The 17,867-nt window shown below is 66.2% G+C and carries 12 protein-coding genes; 6 read left to right on the forward strand and 6 right to left on the reverse strand.

All coding sequences use genetic code 11. The features are described from left to right. Positions 1-61: 61 nt before the first annotated feature. Positions 62-2,320 (reverse strand): catalase/peroxidase HPI, encoded by a 2,259-nt coding sequence (katG, locus tag VSR82_RS01615; protein ID WP_368586930.1) that lies wholly within the window; start codon positions 2,318-2,320, stop codon positions 62-64. 557 nt (positions 2,321-2,877) lie between these two features. Here katG and VSR82_RS01620 point away from each other — a divergent pair. From VSR82_RS01620 to VSR82_RS01640, 5 genes are all read left to right on the forward strand, one after another. Next, positions 2,878-4,122 carry a tyrosine-type recombinase/integrase gene (locus VSR82_RS01620; RefSeq protein WP_368586929.1) on the forward strand — a complete coding sequence of 415 codons (1,245 nt, stop codon included), beginning with the start codon at positions 2,878-2,880 and terminating at the stop codon, positions 4,120-4,122. A 175-nt stretch (positions 4,123-4,297) separates the two neighbouring features. Next, positions 4,298-4,945 (forward strand): hypothetical protein, encoded by a 648-nt coding sequence (locus tag VSR82_RS01625; RefSeq protein WP_429459192.1) that lies wholly within the window; start codon positions 4,298-4,300, stop codon positions 4,943-4,945. 437 nt (positions 4,946-5,382) lie between these two features. Next, entirely contained in the window at positions 5,383-5,982 is a 600-nt protein-coding gene (locus VSR82_RS01630; protein WP_429459190.1) for a DUF2760 domain-containing protein, read from the forward strand. After that, on the forward strand, positions 5,979-7,838 hold the full coding sequence (locus VSR82_RS01635) for an Hsp70 family protein (RefSeq protein ID WP_429459188.1): 1,860 nt from the start codon (positions 5,979-5,981) through the stop codon (positions 7,836-7,838). Before VSR82_RS01630 ends, VSR82_RS01635 begins: the two co-directional genes overlap by 4 nt. Positions 7,839-7,843: 5 nt before the next feature. Next, positions 7,844-10,714, forward strand: coding sequence for an Hsp70 family protein (locus tag VSR82_RS01640; protein WP_429459186.1), 2,871 nt, complete (start codon positions 7,844-7,846; stop codon positions 10,712-10,714). 7 nt (positions 10,715-10,721) lie between these two features. Here VSR82_RS01640 and VSR82_RS01645 read toward each other — a convergent pair whose 3' ends face one another. Both VSR82_RS01645 and VSR82_RS01650 read right to left on the reverse strand, forming a co-directional pair. After that, the gene (locus VSR82_RS01645) at positions 10,722-11,000 is read right to left on the reverse strand and encodes a hypothetical protein (RefSeq protein ID WP_429459184.1); all 279 of its coding nucleotides are present in this window, start codon (positions 10,998-11,000) and stop codon (positions 10,722-10,724) included. Positions 11,001-11,144: 144 nt separating this feature from the next. Beyond that, positions 11,145-11,987: an EamA family transporter gene (locus VSR82_RS01650; RefSeq protein WP_429459182.1), complete on the reverse strand. Its 843-nt coding sequence runs from the start codon at positions 11,985-11,987 to the stop codon at positions 11,145-11,147. A 120-nt stretch (positions 11,988-12,107) separates the two neighbouring features. Between VSR82_RS01650 and gcvA the strand changes: the two genes are divergently transcribed. After that, positions 12,108-12,998 (forward strand): transcriptional regulator GcvA, encoded by an 891-nt coding sequence (gcvA, locus tag VSR82_RS01655; RefSeq protein WP_429459180.1) that lies wholly within the window; start codon positions 12,108-12,110, stop codon positions 12,996-12,998. 78 nt (positions 12,999-13,076) lie between these two features. Here the strand turns inward: gcvA and VSR82_RS01660 are convergent, their stop codons facing one another. From VSR82_RS01660 to VSR82_RS01670, 3 genes are all read right to left on the reverse strand, one after another. Then, on the reverse strand, positions 13,077-15,137 hold the full coding sequence (locus VSR82_RS01660; RefSeq protein WP_429461872.1) for a D-(-)-3-hydroxybutyrate oligomer hydrolase: 2,061 nt from the start codon (positions 15,135-15,137) through the stop codon (positions 13,077-13,079). A 270-nt stretch (positions 15,138-15,407) separates the two neighbouring features. Beyond that, entirely contained in the window at positions 15,408-17,063 is a 1,656-nt protein-coding gene (locus VSR82_RS01665) for an FAD-binding oxidoreductase (RefSeq protein WP_498857455.1), read from the reverse strand. A gap of 205 nt (positions 17,064-17,268) precedes the next feature. Then, positions 17,269-17,763 (reverse strand): RidA family protein, encoded by a 495-nt coding sequence (locus tag VSR82_RS01670; protein ID WP_429459176.1) that lies wholly within the window; start codon positions 17,761-17,763, stop codon positions 17,269-17,271. Between the last annotated feature and the right edge of the window lie 104 nt (positions 17,764-17,867).

Genomic DNA, 17,867 nt, shown 5'->3' on the forward strand with positions numbered 1-17,867 from the left:
TCAAAGCTACCTTCAAACACTGCGTCGGCGTGGCAATTAACCACGCGCCGCAGTGGCTGGATCAAGCGAGATCGAAACGATCCAGATTCATCACCTTGACCCACGCGGCAATGAAGTCGCGCACGAACTTCTCCTTACCGTCCTCGCTCGCGTAGACCTCGCTCAAGGCGCGCAGCACCGAGTTCGAGCCGAACACCAGATCGACACGGGTACCCGTCCACTTGACCTCGCCGGTCTTCGCGTCGGCGCCTTCGAACGTTTCCGCGGCCTCCGACACCGGCGTCCATTCCGTACCCATATCGAGCAGGTTACGGAAGAAGTCGTTGGTCAGCGTTTCCGGTTTGTCCGTCAGCACGCCTTCCTTGCCACCGCCCACCTTCAGCACTCGCAGGCCGCCGATCAGCGCCGTCATCTCGGGTGCCGTCAACGTCAGCAGTTGCGCCTTGTCGATCAGCAGCTTCTCCGCCTCCACCGGGAACTTGCCGCCCAGATAGTTGCGGAAGCCGTCGTGGACCGGCTCGAGCGCGCCGACCGATTGGACGTCGGTCTGATCCTGCGACGCATCCATGCGACCCGGCGAGAACGGCACCGTCACCTGCTGCCCGGCGTTCTTCGCAGCCTGCTCGATGCCGGCACTCCCCGCCAGCACGATCAGGTCGGCGAGCGAAATCTTCTTGCCGCCGGACTGCGCACCGTTGAACTCGCTCTGGATGCCTTCGAGCACCTTCAGCACCTTCGCGAGCTCGGCAGGCTGGTTGACTGCCCAGTCCTTCTGCGGCGCGAGCCGGATGCGCGCGCCGTTGGCGCCGCCGCGCTTGTCCGAGCCGCGGAACGTCGAGGCCGAGGCCCACGCGGTCGTGACCAGTTGCGACACCGATAGTCCGGACGCGAGGATCTTCTGCTTCAGCGCCGCGACGTCCTTGTCATCGACGAGCGGGTGATCGACGGCCGGGATCGGGTCCTGCCACAGCAGTTCCTCGGCCGGCACTTCCGGGCCCAGATAGCGGGCGCGCGGACCCATGTCGCGGTGCGTGAGCTTGAACCATGCGCGCGCGAACGCGTCAGCGAACTCGTCCGGGTTGTTCATGAAGCGCCGCGAGATCTTTTCGTAGATCGGGTCGAGGCGGAGCGACAGGTCGGTCGTCAGCATCGTCGGCAGCAGTTTTTTCGACGGGTCGTGCGCGTGCGGGATCGTGGGCTCTGCGCCCTTCGCAACCCACTGATTCGCGCCGGCCGGGCTCTTGGTCAGCTCCCATTCGTGGCCGAACAGGTTTTGGAAATAGCCCATGCCCCACTGCGTCGGCGTCGAGGTCCACGTGACTTCGATACCGCTCGTGATCGTGTCGCCACCCTTGCCGGTGCCGAAGCTGTTGCGCCAGCCGAGCCCCATCTCTTCGAGACCGGCACCTTCCGGTTCCGGACCGACGTTCTCGGCGGGTCCCGCGCCGTGCGTCTTGCCGAATGTGTGGCCACCGGCGATCAGCGCGACCGTTTCCTCGTCGTTCATCGCCATGCGGGCGAACGTTTCGCGGATGTCGACCGCCGCCGCGAGCGGATCGGGATTGCCGTCCGGGCCTTCCGGGTTCACGTAGATCAGGCCCATCTGCACCGCGCCGAGCGGGTTTTCGAGGTTGCGTCCGGGCGGATCGGTGCGGCTCTTTTCGGTGCCGTGCAGTTCTTCGTCGGCGACCAGCACGCCTTCGTCGTCTTCCCTGCCGGCCGCGCCCTTGCCATAGCGCACATCGCCGCCGAGCCAGGTCTTTTCATTGCCCCAATAAACGTCCTGATCCGGTTCCCACGTGTCCTCGCGCCCGCCGCCGAAACCGAATGTCTTGAAACCCATCGTTTCGAGCGCGACGTTGCCGGTCAGGATCAGCAGATCGGCCCACGAAATTTTCTGGCCGTATTTCTGCTTGATCGGCCATAGCAGCCGGCGCGCCTTGTCGAGGCTCACGTTGTCCGGCCAGCTGTTGATCGGCGCGAAACGCTGCTGGCCGCGCCCTGCGCCGCCGCGGCCGTCGCCGATGCGGTAGGTGCCGGCGCTGTGCCATGCCATACGGATAAACAGCGGCCCGTAGTGGCCAAAGTCAGCGGGCCACCACGGCTGCGAATCGGTCATCAGCGCGGCGAGGTCTTTCTTGATCGCGTCGTAGTCGAGGCTCTTGAATGCCTCGGCATAGTTGAAGTCCTTGTCTAGCGGATTGGAGCGGTTCGAATGCTGGTTCAGCAGGTCGACGCGCAATTGCTTCGGCCACCAGTCTCGAATGGTTGTCCCGCCGCCGGCGGTGTGGATGAACGGGCACTTTGCTTCGTTTGACATGCGTTCTCTCCTTTGGAGGATGTCTCCGTTGTCGATCGGAGTCGGTGCAAAGCACTCTCTCCAATCCCATGCAAGGTACTTGTTATGCGTTTGTCATCCTGTCAGGCTTCCGTGGCAACTTGACGATCGAGGAACCCGACAGTCAGCCGAACGATTCGGCAGTGCACTCATGAAATCCAGGGTTGAAGGAAACGCAGCCGGAGTCCCTGACGGATAACTCCGCGGATGACTCCGGCCGACGCGCCACTCCTATTCGAATATAGGCGAGGGCAAACTTCAATAGAATTCGAATCCGGCAATGCCGGTAATAGATGACGACTATAGCGGGCAACAATCGCGCGGCGCGCTCCATTACTGTATGCCGATCGATCGTCGCTGCGTCGAAGCTTGAGCGCGCCCCGCTGTTTTGCGCCAGGCGCGGCCTACTGTGTGATAGGGTTTCGCGTTTCGTCCGCAACAAGATGGGCGCTGTTTTCTTTTCAGGCAAACGCTTCGGACAGCGCCTGAGCGGAGCAGAATGACGCCAACCGGCGTGCGCCCGAGGAGTCTCCCGAACCGTGTCCAAAGCCGTGCCGAAAGCTGCCCCGAACGCTGAGCTCGCCACCGTCCAGCCCGTCGAATCGCTCGTCGTGCCGGAACTGCTCGATGGCCGCGACGGCACCAACCGCGGCGCGGCGGAAAACTCCCAGCTATCGGCGCGCAACGACCTCGACGCCGTGCGCGCGTGGCTCTCCAATTACGCCGATACCAAGACTACCTTCGACAACTACCGCAAGGAAGCCGAGCGGCTGCTGCTATGGGCCGTCGTGCAGCTCGGCAAGCCGCTGTCGTCGCTCACGCACGAGGATCTGCTGCTGTTCAAGGCGTTCATCGCCGATCCGCAGCCGGCCGCGCGCTGGGTGTCGGCGAACGGCGGCAAGTACGCGCGCGGCGACGCGCGCTGGCGACCGTTCAACGGGCCGCTGTCGCCGGCCAGCCAGCGCCAGGCGCTGATCATCCTGAACGCGATGTTCACGTGGCTCGTCAACGCCGGCTATCTGCGCGGCAATCCGATGGCGCTGTTGCGACAGCGCGCGAAGCGCTCGGCGCCGCGCGTCACGCGCTATCTGTCGACGTCGCTGTGGGACGAAGTGAAGCTGTTCGTCGAGCAGCTGCCGCAAGATACCGATGCGCAGCGCGCGTACTACGCGCGCTGCCGCTGGCTGACCACGCTGTTCTATCTGCAAGGCATGCGCATTTCGGAGGTCGCCGGCGGGCAGATGGGCCAGTTCTTCAGAAGGCTCGGCGCCGACGGTCAGGACCAGTGGTGGCTCGAAACGCTCGGCAAGGGCGACAAGGAGCGGATCGTACCCGTGTCGGCCGAACTGGTTCAGGAACTGCGCAGCTACCGGACGCGAAATGGCCTCGCCGCGCTGCCGACCCGCGCCGAGGAAACCCCGCTCGTGCTGCCGTTCAAGGGTCGCAATCGCTGCCTGTCGCGCTCGGCGATTCACGACGCGATCAAAGGCATCTTCGCGGGCGCGGCGATGTGGTTACGCGCGCGCGGTCCCGAATTCGCCGATCGCGCCGACGAACTCGAGCGCGCGTCGGCGCACTGGCTGCGGCATACGGCGGGTTCGCATCAGGCGGACGGCGGCGTCGATCTGCGCACGATCCGCGACAATCTCGGCCACGTGTCGCTGAATACGACCAGCCTTTATCTGCACACCGAGGACGACGCGCGGCATACCGAGACCGTCAATCGGCACCGGATGAACTGGCACGACGCGAAGTCTGAAGAAGGCAATCCGGACGGCCATTAAGCGCGGATCGGGACCCCGGCTGCGCACGCGCAATGGCGCATGCGTTTTCGCCTGCGCGGTTCTCGCCTGCGCAATGACCAACGAATTTCCCCGATCGGCGATTCGCATCTCAAGATGCAAAATGCCCGGCCGTTAAAAGGGCGTCGCTCGACAATTAAACAAGACAAACCGGGGAATGAAGTTGAAAAAGATCACCAAGGCGCTGTTGGCGTCGGCTGCGTGCGCGAGCTTTCTCGCGGGCTGCGTGACCGGTGGGCAAGGCCAGCTCGTCAGCGCCCCGAACCGCCCTACCGAAGTGACCGCGACTGCGTATCAGCCGTTGCCCACCGATGTGTACGTCGCCAATGTGGTCGACCGCGACGTGGTATTTGTCGGCGGCGATACGTATATATGGGTCGCCGGACGGGACGGCGTCCGGCAGCGCCAGTTCTATGCGCATGGCGATCGTCGCGCGGAGGTTTTCCATCGCCGTGAGGAACTGCGTCGTGTGATGGCGAGCCATGACGGTCATCTGCCGGGGTATCCGGGTGACGCGCGTGCGCCGCTCGTGCGCCCAGCCGGTCCCGCGCCGGCGATGGCCGCGCACGGACAGCCGCCGCGCGCCCACAGGCACGCTCCCGGGCCGGTCAGGCCCCCGCACGCAACAGCCGCGCACCGACCGCCGCACCACGCCGACATACACACCGCCGGGCCGGTCAGGCCTGCGCGCTCGATGGCCGCGCACCAACCGCCGCGCCGAGCCGACATGAAAGTCGCTGGGCCGGTCAGGCCCGCGCCGGCACCATCGGGCAAGCGGGTGCCGAAAGAGCCGAGAAAGTCGTAACGTCGCCGCCATGCGCATGATCGCGTAAGCGGCAACACTGCGCGGGGAGAGACCGGCAGGCTGGCCTGCCTCCGCCCCGCGTCAGCGCCGCCAAGCCAAAAGCCGCTCCCAAAGCACCTCCGCACACCGCCCGGTGCCCCCAACTCCCCGCCATTCCCACCCCATTGCCCGCTAGAATTGCCGGCTTTGCCCGCGTCGGGCGCGCCGCAAGGCAAAATACGGGTTTTGCGCGCGCCGCACGCGCGGCCGGCCCGGTCGCGAAGCGTCCCGGACCGTCTGGCGGCCCGGCGGTTGCATGATCATCGCCCAGGGCTCGCGCCCCCGGCCGCGCGACGACCCGCAACATCACAGCCCCGCCCGGCCCGTCAGCTTCGCTGCCCGGCGCACGCGGCGCGGCGAGGACCGCTCGTCCTCAACAGAGCAGATCAGGAGCCTTTATGAGCGATTCGAACCCATCCTTCCTCGGCCGGATTTCGCTGGCCGTGGGCACGTTTTTCCGCATTCTCGGCAATGGCGAGTTCGCCGCCGACGTGCTGCGCCTGCGCAACGGCGAAAAGTTCGGCGCGGCCGCAGCGCCCGCCCCCGCCGCCGCGGCAACCCCGGCACCCGCCCCCACCCCGCAACCGAAGCCGCAACCCGCGCCGGTGCTGAAGGAGGCCACCCCCGACGCCGCGCTGCAACTGCTCGGCCTGCTGCAACGCGACGCGCGCTTCATCGATTTCGTCGAGGAAGACATCAAGGCCTATAGCGACGCCGACATCGGCGCAGCCGCGCGCCTCGTGCACGAAGGCTGCCGCGCGACGCTGCGTGAGCACTTCACGATCCGCCCGGTGCGCGACGAAGCCGAAGGCAGCCGCGTGACGCTGCCCGCGGGCTTCGACGCGAGCTCGGTGCGTCTGACCGGCAACGTGGTCGGCAGCGCGCCGTTTAGCGGCAGCATCAGCCATCGCGGCTGGCGCGTCGACGAGGTGCGTCTGCCGAAGCTCGCGGACGGCCATAACGCGAAGGTCATCGCACCGGCGGAGGTGGAGCTATGAGCGACGCACGCTATTCCATCGGCATCGACCTCGGCACCACGCACTGCGCGCTGTCCTACGTGGACACGCATGCGAGCGACGGCGAGAAAACCACCCAGGAGGTGCTGTCGATCGCCCAGCTGACGGGCCCCGGCGCAATCGACAGCCTGCCGCTGCTGCCGTCGTTCCTGTACCTGCCGCATCCCGACGAGCTGGCCTCCGGCGACCTGTACCTGCCGTGGACCGGCCAGCGCGAATTCGCAGTCGGTGAATTCGCGCGCAATCGCGGCGCCGGCACGCCGATCCGGCTCGTGTCGAGCGCGAAAAGCTGGCTGTGCCATCCGGGCGTCGACCGTCGCGCGGGCATTCTGCCGAATGACGCGCCGCCCGAAGTCACACGCGTGTCGCCGCTCGAAAGCTCGGTGCGCTATCTGACGCACCTGCGCGAAGCGTGGGATCACGCGCATCCGGACGCGCCGTTCGGCGAGCAGGACGTCACGGTGACGATCCCCGCGTCGTTCGACCCGGCCGCGCGCGAACTGACCGCGGAGGCGGCCGAGGCCGCCGGCTTCAAACGCATGACGCTGCTCGAAGAGCCGCAGGCCGCGCTCTATAGCTGGATCCAGAAGAGCAGCGGCCAGTGGCGCAAGCAGGTCAAGGTCGGCGACATCATTCTCGTCGTCGACGTCGGCGGCGGCACCACCGACCTGTCGCTGATCGCGGTGATCGAGCGCGACGGCAATCTCGAACTGCATCGCGTCGCGGTCGGCGATCACATCCTGCTCGGCGGCGACAACATGGACCTCGCACTTGCGCACGTGGTCGCGCGCAAGCTCGCCGCCCAGGGCACCCAGGCCGACGCGTGGCAGCTGCGCGCGCTGACCTACGCGTGCCGCGCGGCGAAGGAAACCCTGCTCAGCGACCCCGCCACCGACACCGTGCCGCTCGTCGTGCCGAGCCGCGGCTCGAAGCTGATCGGCGGCTCGATCCGCACCGAGCTGACGCGCGCTGAACTCACGCAGACGATCCTCGACGGCTTCTTCCCGCAGGTCGACAGCGCCGCGCGTCCGGTGAGCCGCGCGCGGGTGGGTTTGACGCAGCTCGGCCTGCCGTACGCGCAGGACGCGGGTATCACGCGGCATCTGGCAGCGTTCCTCGGCCGTCAGGTCGGCGCACTCGCCGAACTCGAAGGGCTCGGTGAAGCCGCCGCGAACGCGGCCGCGCAGAACGCGAGCTTCCTGCATCCGACCGCGGTGCTGTTCAACGGCGGCGTGTTCAAGTCGACGCTGCTGGTCGAGCGCATCATGAACACGCTGAACGGCTGGCTCGCGGCCGAAGGCGCGGCGAGCGCGCGTCTGCTCGAAGGCGCTGACCTCGATCTGGCGGTCGCGCGTGGCGCGGCTTACTACGGCTACGTGCGTCGCGGGCGCGGTGTGCGAATTCGCGGCGGCACCGCGCGCGCGTACTACATCGCGATCGAATCGGCGATGCCGGCCGTACCCGGCCTCGAGCCGCCGGTGCAGGCGCTGTGCGTCGCGCCGTTCGGCATGGAAGAAGGCACCGACGCGGAGCTGCCCGCGCAGGAGTTCGGGCTGGTCGTCGGCGAGCCCGTGCATTTCCGCTTCTTCGGCTCGTCGGTGCGTCGTCAGGATCAGGTCGGCACGCTGCTCGAATTCTGGGGCCCCGAGGAGTTGCAGGAGCTCGAGGAAATCCAGGCGACGCTGCCGGCGGCCGGCCGTACCGCCGGTGAAGTCGTGCCGGTGAAGCTGCACGCGCGCGTGACCGAAGCGGGCACGCTCGAACTCGAGGCGATCCCGCGCGGCTCCGACGAGCGCTGGAAAGTCGAATTCGACGTGCGCGGCAACCCGAACGCGTGATTGACATGAAGCGGTACAGCGTCGGCATCGATCTCGGCACCAGCAACACGGTGCTCGCGTACGCGGAAGCCGGATCGCAGCAGATCCGCGTGTTCGAGATCGAGCAGCTGGTGAGCCCCGGCGAGGTCGCCGCGCGGCCGCTGTTGCCGTCGGTGCGCTATCAGGCGGCCGACGGCGAGCTGAGCGCGGCCGATCTGCAGTTGCCGTGGTCCGCCGGTGCTCGGGCAGCGTCGGACCACGGCAAGGACACCGGGCAACCGGCCGTGGTCGGCCGGCTCGCGCGGCTGCTCGGCGCGCAGGTGCCGGGGCGGCTCGTCGCGAGCGCGAAAAGTTGGCTGTCGCACGCGTCGGTCGATCGCGTCGCGCCGATCCTGCCGTGGGGCGCGCCCGACGACGTGCGCAAAATCTCCCCGCTCGATGCGAGCGCGAGCTACCTCGCGCACGTGCGCGCCGCGTGGAACCAGCACTTTCCGAAGGCGCCGCTCGAACAGCAGGACGTCGTGCTGACGGTGCCCGCATCGTTCGACGAAGGCGCGCGCGCGCTGACCGTCGAAGCGGCACGGCTCGCGGGACTGCCGTCGCTGCGGCTGCTGGAAGAGCCGCAGGCCGCGTTCTACGACTGGCTGTTCCGGCATCGCGACACGCTTGCCGATGAGTTGTCCCAGACCCGGCTCGTGCTGATTTGCGACGTCGGCGGTGGCACCACGGACCTGACGCTGATCGAAGTCGGCCTGACCGACGACGGCGAGCCGCGCCTGACACGCGTCGGTGTCGGCAATCACCTGATGCTCGGCGGCGACAACATGGACCTCGCGCTCGCGCATCTGGTCGAGGCGCGGCTGTTGGGTGGTGCCGGTGGCGGCGCACAGCCACCGCAGCGGCTGTCGGCGGCGAGCCTGTCGCAGCTGGTCGAGCGATGCCGCGTCGCGAAGGAGCAGTTGCTCGGCGCGCAGGCGCCCGAGTCGGCGCCGGTCACATTGCTCGGCGCGGGCTCGAAGCTGATCGGCGGCGCGCGCACCACACAGGTCACGCGCGTCGAGGTCGAGCAGATCATCGTCGATGGATTCTTTCCGCGCGTGGCCGCCGATCAGCGACCGGGCCGCCCGCGCGGCGCGATCGTCGAATTCGGCCTGCCGTACTCGACCGATGCGGCGGTCACACGGCATGTCGCGGCCTTTCTCGAGCGTTTCGCCGCGCAGTCGCGCAAGGCCCTGGGCGCGGATTCCGGCGCGCCGGACGCATCCGGCACAGCCGCCCTGCCCGTTCCCGACACGCTGCTGCTCAACGGCGGCGTGTTCCGCGCCGACGCGCTGTCGCGACGTCTCGCCGACACGCTCGGCGGCTGGCGCGGCGCGCCGCTCCATGTGCTGCACAACGACAACCCCGACGTCGCGGTCGCGCGCGGCGCGGTCGCCTATACGCTCGCGCGCGCGGGATTCGCGCCGAAAATCGGCGGCGGTTCGCCGCGCAGCTATTTTCTGTTGCTCGACGAAACGCCTGCCGGCAAAGACGTCACCGAGCCGGACGCAGCGCCCGCGCAACGCGGCATCTGTCTGCTGCCGCGCGGCACCGAGGAAGGTCACGAGATTCTGATCGAGGATCGCACGTTCGCGCTGCGGCTCGGGCATCCGGTGCGCTTTCACCTGGTGTCGTCGAGCGCGGACACCGCGTATCAGCCTGGCGAGCTGGTCGACCTCGCGGGCGGCGACTTCGTGCGCCTGCCGCCGATCGCGACGATCGTCCAGCCACGCGACGGCCAGCGCGCCCGCGAAACCGCGGTGCGCATCGCGACGTCGCTGACCGAGGTCGGCACGCTCGACGTCCATTGCATCGAGCTGGACGATCCGTCGCAACGCTGGCTGCTCGAGTTCCAGCTGCGCCATGGCGACGCGCAAGTTGACCTATCCGCCGATGGCGCGCCGCAACGCCACCCCGCGCTCGATCGCGCGATCGAACTGATCGATCGTTGCTTCGGCGCCCGCGCGCATAACGTCGACCCGAAGGAAATCAAACGCCTGCGCGCGCAGCTCGAACATCTGCTCGGCCCGCGCGATGGCTGGAATAGCGCATTGCTGCGCGAACTGTTCGGCGCGCTGTGGGAACGCGCGCGGCGCCGGCGCCGCTCGGCCGATCACGAGCGGCTGTGGCTGAATCTGGCCGGCTATTGCGTGCGGCCCGGCTTCGGCTATCCGCTCGACGAATGGCGCGTCGAGCAACTGTGGACGCTGTTCGACGACGGCATTCAATACGTGACCGACAGCCAGGTGTGGTCCGAATGGTGGACGTTGTGGCGCCGCGCGGCCGGCGGTCTCGGCGAAGACGCGCAACTGCGTGTGCTCGACGCGATGGACTATCTGCAGAAGGCCGCGCAATCGCGTCACAAGCTGCCGTTCGATGTCGCGAAGACCGGCTTTGCCGATATGGTGCGCCTGTCCGCATCGCTCGAACGGATTCCGGCGGAACGCAAGATCGAACTCGGCGAGGCGGTGCTCACGCGCCTGAAAAAGCCCGCGGAAAACCATCAAAGCTGGTGGGCGGTCGGACGGATCGGCGCGCGCCAGCCGTTCTACGGCAGCGCGCACAGCGTCGTGCCGCCCGACGTCGCCGCGCAATGGCTCGACGCAATCCTCGCGCTCGACTGGAAGAAGGTCGACCCGGCCGCGTTCGCGGCCGTGCAGATCGCTCGCATGACCGGCGATCGCTCGCGCGACCTGGCCGACGAATTGCGCGCGAGCGTCGTGCGACGCCTCGAAGCGGCGAGCGCGCCGCGCGCCTGGATCACGATGGTCAGCGAAGTCGTCGCGCTCGATAACGCCGACGAAGGTCGCGTGTTCGGCGAATCGCTGCCGGTGGGGTTGAAGCTGATCGGCGGCTAGAGAGCGGCTAGACCGTTTGGCATGACGCGAAGCTCAGCACCGCTCGCGCCGCGTCCGGATTGCCACGATCCTCGAGGCTTTCCGCGAGCAGCGCGCGAAAGACCGGCAGTTCGTCCTTGCCGTATTTGAGGCCAAAATCGCACAGCACTTCGGCGATCGCCGCTTGCTGGCTGTCGGCGCCCAGCGTGCTCGAAATGTGCGAGCTGCCGCGCGCCAATTCGAGCAGGTAGGTCGAGCGGTAACGGTTCTTTTCGGCCTGTCGGCCGGATCTGGGTCCACGGGGCATCGTAATTTTTGTCTGCCATTGTCGAACCCGCTATCTATCAGCCGAAGCTTAAGGAAATCTTACGGACGAATGGCGCATGGCTTACTTGCCACCCGTCACATCGAGCCAGGTGCCGGTGATGAACGACCCGCATCCTCTGTCCGGTCAAAGCCCCAGACATGCCGCTCCAGCCGCAACGACCAGGCACGCGAGCCAGCGCCCGCCATTGACCGCTTCTCCAAGAAACACCCGCCCGATCAGCACCGCGAACACCACGCTGGTCTCGCGCAACGCCGACACCGCACCCATCGCGCCCGACTGCAGCGCCCAGATCACGATGCCATACGCCGCGATCGACACCAGGCCGCCGACGAGCGACGAGCCCACCGACAGCGGCTCGGCACGTACCGGTGTCCATAACGGCGTGAGGCCGCGAATTGCGACGAACAGCAACGGCATCAGCCAATAGGACATGAACATCCACGCGGTGTAGATCAGCGGCTGACCGTCGGACATTCTGACGCCGATGCCGTCGATCACGGTATAGAGCGCAATCGTCGCACCGGTCGTCAGCGCGCTCAGCACACCCGCGCGCGACACGTGCCGCCCCTGCAACGCGATCGCGATGATGCCGCCCGAGATCATCGCGATCCCGAGCGCGTGCAACGGGCCGATCGCTTCACGCGCGAACAGCGCCGCGCCGAGCGTGACGAGCAGCGGCGACGAGCCACGCGCGATCGGATACGCGAGCGCCAGGTCGTTGCGTCGATACGACCGCACGAGGCTCACGTTGTAGAAGATATGCACGAGCCCCGATGCGACGAGGTAGGGCCAGCAGGCGCTGGCTGGCAATGGGTTGACCAGCACGACGAGCGTGGAGACCGCCGCGATGGCGATGCTCATCCACGTCATGGACAGGAACCGGTCGCGGTTGCCGTGCAGCATCGCGTTCCAGCTCGCGTGAAGCATCGCGGCAAAAAGCACGATGCCACCGGTGTAACTAAGCATGGGGTTTTGGGCCGAGAGTGAGCGGGAATGGCATCAGTGGTACAGCAGGAAGGATATCTATCTTGTTGTCGCCCCTCAAACCAGATAAATTGGCCGCCTGCGTTAGAAATACTCTTGCAAATGAAACGGGTATTGCCTCCGCTCAATGCGTTACGGGCCTTCGAGGCCGCGGGCCGGCTCGGCAGCTTCAAGGAAGCCGCCGTGGAACTGCACGTGACTCACGGCGCGGTGAGCCAGCAGGTGCGTCTGCTCGAGGAATGGCTCGGCGCCTCGTTGTTCAAACGGCATCATCGGCGGGTGACGCTGACGGCGGCGGCGAAAGCCTATCTGGAGGAAATCGGCCCGCTGTTCGAACAGCTGTCGCAGGCAACCGCGCGATACGGTGTGCCCGAAACGCTGTCGCGGACGCTGTCCGTCAACGCACCCGCCACATTCACGTTGCGCTGGCTGGTGCCGAGACTGGCGACATTCCGCGCCGGGCATCCCGACGTGGAGGTGAAGGTGGAAACGTCGAACGGACCGCTGGAGAGTCTGAAAGAGAGTTACGACATCGTCATCCGGGGCGGCCCGGACACGTTCTATGGCTATTCGATGCGGCCATTCCTGTCGGAGGAGAGGCTGCCAGTCTGCAGTCCGGCGCTGTTGCAGCGAGTGCCGCTTCGATCGCCGGGCGACTTGCGGCAACACACGTTGCTGCACACCTCGAGTCTTCCGCGGCTTTGGCCCGACTGGCTGGCGAGCACGCAGCTTGCCGCGCTGAGGCCGGCCGCCACGTTGACCTTCGATCACTTCTATCTGACCTTGCAGGCCGCCATCGACGGCATCGGCGTCGCGATGGGACCGACCGCGCTGGTCTCCGACGATCTCGCCGCTGGCCGGCTCGTCGCACCGTTCGACGGTCCGCGTCTGCGGTCGCGCAGCTACTGCACTTACATTGCGGATGAGAAATCTGGCGATGAACTGGTCGTGCAGTTCCGTTCGTGGCTCGAGCGCGAGGGGATGAGTTCTTGAGCGTAGACGCAGGTCGTCTCACGGCAACGCGCACACAGGCGCTCGCCTGTGTGCACGCATTGCTTCAGCACGCGCCGCTCAATCCGGCACGTTCACCGCACCGTTCGTTGCGGAAATCGCATTGGCGCCCGGGCTCGCCGCGATCGCCGGCAGGTTGGCCGTGGTCAGCGCCGGTGCGGCTCCCGGCGTACCGCCGCGCGGTATCGTGTGAATCACCTGCGACGGCGGCAGCGGCGTGCCGTTCTTCAGATGAGCCCACATCAGGTTGAGCGCCTGAAGATTGTAGTAGTGCAACGGCACGAAACGCGTGTCGAAACCGGCGACGCCGAGGAACGCGTCAAAGTGCTGACCGTTCGTGACTTCGTAAAGCGCCAGCTTGCTCGCGCCGCCCTCGGCCACCTGGTTCAAGCCCAGATACGGCCGCGACGCGTGGTTGATCGGCACCAGCGCATCCGCGCGTCCTTGCACGATGATGGTCGGCTTGCCATGCAGGTTCGCATTTACGCGGATCGCATCGACGCTGGCATTCAGGAAACCATCGATCCACCGCGCGCGCAGGCATGCGGCGCCCGCGTAGCTCGCATCGGCGGTCGCAAGCCGATGATCGGCCGCGCCCGAGGTGCCCGCGTTGTAGATGAGGTTGATGCCGTTGGTCGGCGGCACGCCATTGCCGTTGCCGAACACCGTCAGCATCGGCGAGACCGCCGGCGTCACGCCGGCTGCGCCCGTCGGGCTGGTGGTGCCGAAGCTGAAGTCGCACAGGTTGTCGGACACACTGGCGCGGCCGTACGCATTCACATAGGTCACCGCGACGGCCGGCACTGCCTGCGAGTCCCACATCGGCGCTTGCAGCAGGTCCGAGTCGGTCTGATAGCCGTGCTGATGCAGCAGCGCGAGCGCATTGGTGGCCTGCGTCACCGTATCCGCTCCCGCGATCACGCCAGCCGCCGCGAGCGACGCGCAACGCGCGGTGCGCAGCGCGGTGGTGGTTGCGGTCGGCAGCGCGGTCAGATACGGCGCGCCGGCCGCGGCCGGCGCGAGCGCGGCGCACGGCTGCAGCAGGTTCGCGAGCGTCATGTAATCGGCGAGCGGTTCGCCGAACGCGCCGACCGGCACGCCGCCCTGCGCGACCGACACCTGCGGCGTAAGCCGCATGTTGATCTGCGGCTCGCCGACGACCACTGCCGTGATCAGCCCCGACGTGTCCTGCTCGGCTGCCGCGAGCGACGCGCCGCCGCCGTTGCTGACCGACGCGGCGATCGTCGTGATGCTGCCGCTCGCATAGCGCACCGTGCGCGTCGTGCCATTCAACGCGCCGAACGAATCGTTGAGCGCCCAATATGCGAACTGGATCGCCTGCAACGTGTTCTTGCCCCAGTCCTGCTCGGGGTTCTGTTGCGAGTGCGCATGCTTGAACGCATAGCGGTTCGGGAACTGCCCGTTGAACGTTGCCAGCGTGGTGCCGCCGAATTTCGCGGTGAAGAGGCTCGCCTTGCCCGCTGAGCTCGCATCCTGCAACGTGCCGTCGATCAGCGTCACGCGATTCGTCGACAGTTCATGCGCGCCGTTGCCGCTGCCCTTGTCGGTGTAGGCCACGGCGCAGCCGCGCTTCAAGCCCCACTCGCCGGCCGCCGAAATCGCGCCGTACACGCCGCGCGAACCGGACGACGTCGCGGTGACGATGCACGGCTGGTCTGGATTGAAGCTGGTGGGAATCTGCACGAGCAGGCTCACGTTCTGCGCACCGCTGCCGTCATCGGCATAGGCGAGGTATTCCTTGCCCGCGATCTTGCCTTCGCCCAGCGTGTCGTTGCCGTTCAGGTCGACGTTGGGACCCCAGAAGCGTCCATAGCCGCCGTTCGCCGTCATGTCGACGAGCGCCCGGTAGTTCGACCAGATCGCGAGACGCCGCAATTCGGCGGCCGTAGGTTGCGCGGCATTCGCGATGACCGGCGCGCTCGCCGACGCGAGGCCGGTCTTGCCGAGGCCCGCGGTCAGCAGATCATCGCTGTTGCCGTCATAAGATTTCGTCGTTACCGCGCTTTTGATGAAGCCTGGCAGAACGTTGCTTGGCGGCGGTGGTTGCAGCCCGTCGTCGTTGCTGCTGCCGCAGCCGGCCAGTACGATCGCGGAGGCCATCAGGGTCGCCGCGGTAGTGAGCCTCCAAGGGTTGTGCATGGCCGCCGGGATCTTTTTCGGTGTTGTCATCTTTTCTGTCTCCGTCATTTATACGACGTTGTATTGGCAACGGCACCGAACTTATTACCGACCCCGCTTCATCAGGTTCGCTAGAAAGAGATGCTTCGGATGCCGATGCATCGCTAGCGTGCATTGAGCTTTCGCCGGAGTCAATACACGCTCCTACCGACACATAACGAGCATCAGGATTCGCGCGAAACAGCCGGCCGGCTAGTCGGAATCGGCCATGCGGGTGAACCCGTCGTCGCTCCAGTCTTCGGAGCCCACACCGTGACGAACGAAGAAAACTCCGTGCGGATCGTAACGTTTCTTGATCGAAAGCAGACGCGCATAGTTGGCCCCCCAATACGCGGCTTGCCAGTTTTGCTGAAAATAGCTGCTCTCAGCGACATATGCGCCGTCTGCAGGTGCAAGCTTCCTGAGTTCGTCGATGGCCAGAGCGATCAGCTTCGTATCTCGCTGTGCCTTCGCAACGTCGGGCTCGTGACCGGTCAGTCCGTCGAATGCCGGTGGCCCCTCGCTCGCGAGGATGGCCAAGGCGAACGATTCCGCCACGACTGGATTGACGGGCGTTTGCAGGCCGGCGGCAATCACGTCGACAGGCGCGCCGGCGAGCCCTTTCTGAAAATGAAGTTCGACAGGCCAATAGCGCGTAGCGCCCATCAGCGCATCGACGAGTTCGGGTTGGCGCTCGCGCGTCAGCATTGCGGCGGGCAACCACAGCGAGTCGAAGCTGTGGATCACATGACCGGCCTCGGCGAGATTCTGGGTCCAGAAGAAATTGGCGTCTGGCGCGCCGGGCCGGTCATCGAAACGGACCAGGCCGGGCACGTACCGCGCGAGCGCCTTCCCGTCCCAGCGTATCCTCCCCGGACCGGCGACGATCGATGGCGCCGCCGTCATGGTCAGGTCGTCCTGCAATGCAATCCAGTCCCAGAACGGCTGCCACAGCGCGGCGACCTCTTCTTTGCCGAGTCCCTGAAAGCTCATGGCGATGCGCAGACGCTTGCCCGGCAGCAGCGTGACGAGTTCACCCCAGTGGCGATTGCATAGGCGATCGGCGTAAAGCGCGACGAACCGGCCTAGCAAGCGTTGGTACGCGATATCGGAGCGGGCCACGACTGCGCACGATACGAGGCCGAACACCTCCGGCAGTTCGTGCGTGCGCAACGTCAAACGGCTGACCACGCCGAAGGTGCCGCCGCCCCCGCCTTTCAAGGCCCAGAAAAGATCCGGTTCTCTTCGCGCGTTGACGACCCTGACCACACCGTCCGCAGTGACGACCTCCGCTTCGAGCAGTGAAGACGATGCAATGCCGAATTGTTTGGAGTGCGTTCCAAAACCTCCGCCTTGAATCAGTCCTGCGACGCCCACTGTTCCACAACCGCCGCCCTGTACATATCGACCCACACCGCCGGTAACGGCTTCGTAGGTATGCATCCAGATCGCCCCTGCCCCGACGCTTACCGCGGATCCGGGTGGAATGATCCCGTCACAACCGCTCGGAACGAAAGCATCGTGATTCCTGATCTCGTTCATCGCGCGTGTCCATATCATCAAGGAATCCGGTGCGTTCGAAGTGCCAAGATAGGAATGTCCTGCGCCGCGCACAACGACGCGAAGCTTGCGTTCACGCGCGAAGTTGACGGCCGCCGCCACATGTTCGACCTTTGTCGCCGCGACTACGTAGGCACTCGGTTCGGCTTTCCACGCGCCAACCCACTCGCAGGTCTGCGTCAAGACGGGACTGTCGCCGATGAAGTACGGATTCTTGAGTTCACGGAAGAGCGCAAGGCACTCGGCGTTGTCGGGCGATTCACGACAGGGCTCGAGTGGTGACTCCGGTCGGATCAGGTAGCCATCCACCTGCTGTTTCAGTCGCGCCCAGTCCGAAGGCGTGGGCCATCCCGGTTCACCCGGACGCACGCGTCGCGGGTTCTGCGCAGCGTGAGCGGCATCGAGCCGAAGCAACGGCCAGACAGAGGGAAACAGCGGGACAGCCGCAAGCCACCGGATCAGATCACGCCGCTTCACCGTGGCGCTCCTTCACCGCCTCGCTCGATGCAAGCGCTCAGGCGTCTCGTGGAAGCAGTTCGATTTCACCCTCGATCTCCACGGGAATGTTGAAGGGAAGCTCGGCCATCCCCACCGCGCTGCGAGCGTGAGCGCCGCGCTCCTCGCCAAAGACAGCCAGTATCAGTTCCGAGAAGCCGTTGATCACGGCAGGCTGCCGGTTGAACCCGGGTGCCGAATTGACCATCCCGAACACTCGCGTCCAACACGCGATGCGCTCCAGACTTCCGAGCTCGCGCTTCAGGCTGCCGAGAATAGCGAGGGCGGTGAGGCGAGCCGCCACGAACGCTTGCTCCTGCGAGACCTGACTACCCACCTTGCCAAGTGGCTCGGCCAGCGAGCCGTCCGCGTTGGTCGGTCCATGGCCCGAGATGCAAGCCCTGTTGCCGACTACCCGCACCCATGGAAAAGGAAGCGCCAATCCCGGAGGAAGCTGCAATGGCTCCGGTAGGACGTAGCCAAGCGCGTGCAAGCGATCTTCAATGGTCGACATGTTCAGACTCCGCGTGAATGCCCAACGGCCTTATTCGGGCGCGCGCCTCGATGATCACGCAGCAGCGTCGCTGCGTTGACAGCGCTTTCAGACGAGTACTTCCC

This window comes from Burkholderia sp. JPY481 (genome assembly GCF_038900515.1).
In the GTDB taxonomy this organism is placed as follows: Bacteria; Pseudomonadota; Gammaproteobacteria; order Burkholderiales; family Burkholderiaceae; genus Paraburkholderia; species Paraburkholderia youngii.

Coding starts and splice junctions, on each gene's coding strand:
- katG (WP_368586930.1), bottom strand. CDS start 2,320: ATGTCAAACGAAGCAAAGTGCCCGTTCATCCACACCGCCGGCGGCGGG.
- VSR82_RS01625 (WP_429459192.1), top strand. CDS start 4,298: ATGAAGTTGAAAAAGATCACCAAGGCGCTGTTGGCGTCGGCTGCGTGC.
- VSR82_RS01630 (WP_429459190.1), top strand. CDS start 5,383: ATGAGCGATTCGAACCCATCCTTCCTCGGCCGGATTTCGCTGGCCGTG.
- VSR82_RS01635 (WP_429459188.1), top strand. CDS start 5,979: ATGAGCGACGCACGCTATTCCATCGGCATCGACCTCGGCACCACGCAC.
- VSR82_RS01640 (WP_429459186.1), top strand. CDS start 7,844: ATGAAGCGGTACAGCGTCGGCATCGATCTCGGCACCAGCAACACGGTG.
- VSR82_RS01645 (WP_429459184.1), bottom strand. CDS start 11,000: ATGCCCCGTGGACCCAGATCCGGCCGACAGGCCGAAAAGAACCGTTAC.
- VSR82_RS01650 (WP_429459182.1), bottom strand. CDS start 11,987: ATGCTTAGTTACACCGGTGGCATCGTGCTTTTTGCCGCGATGCTTCAC.
- gcvA (WP_429459180.1), top strand. CDS start 12,108: ATGAAACGGGTATTGCCTCCGCTCAATGCGTTACGGGCCTTCGAGGCC.
- VSR82_RS01660 (WP_429461872.1), bottom strand. CDS start 15,137: ATGGCCTCCGCGATCGTACTGGCCGGCTGCGGCAGCAGCAACGACGAC.
- VSR82_RS01670 (WP_429459176.1), bottom strand. CDS start 17,763: ATGTCGACCATTGAAGATCGCTTGCACGCGCTTGGCTACGTCCTACCG.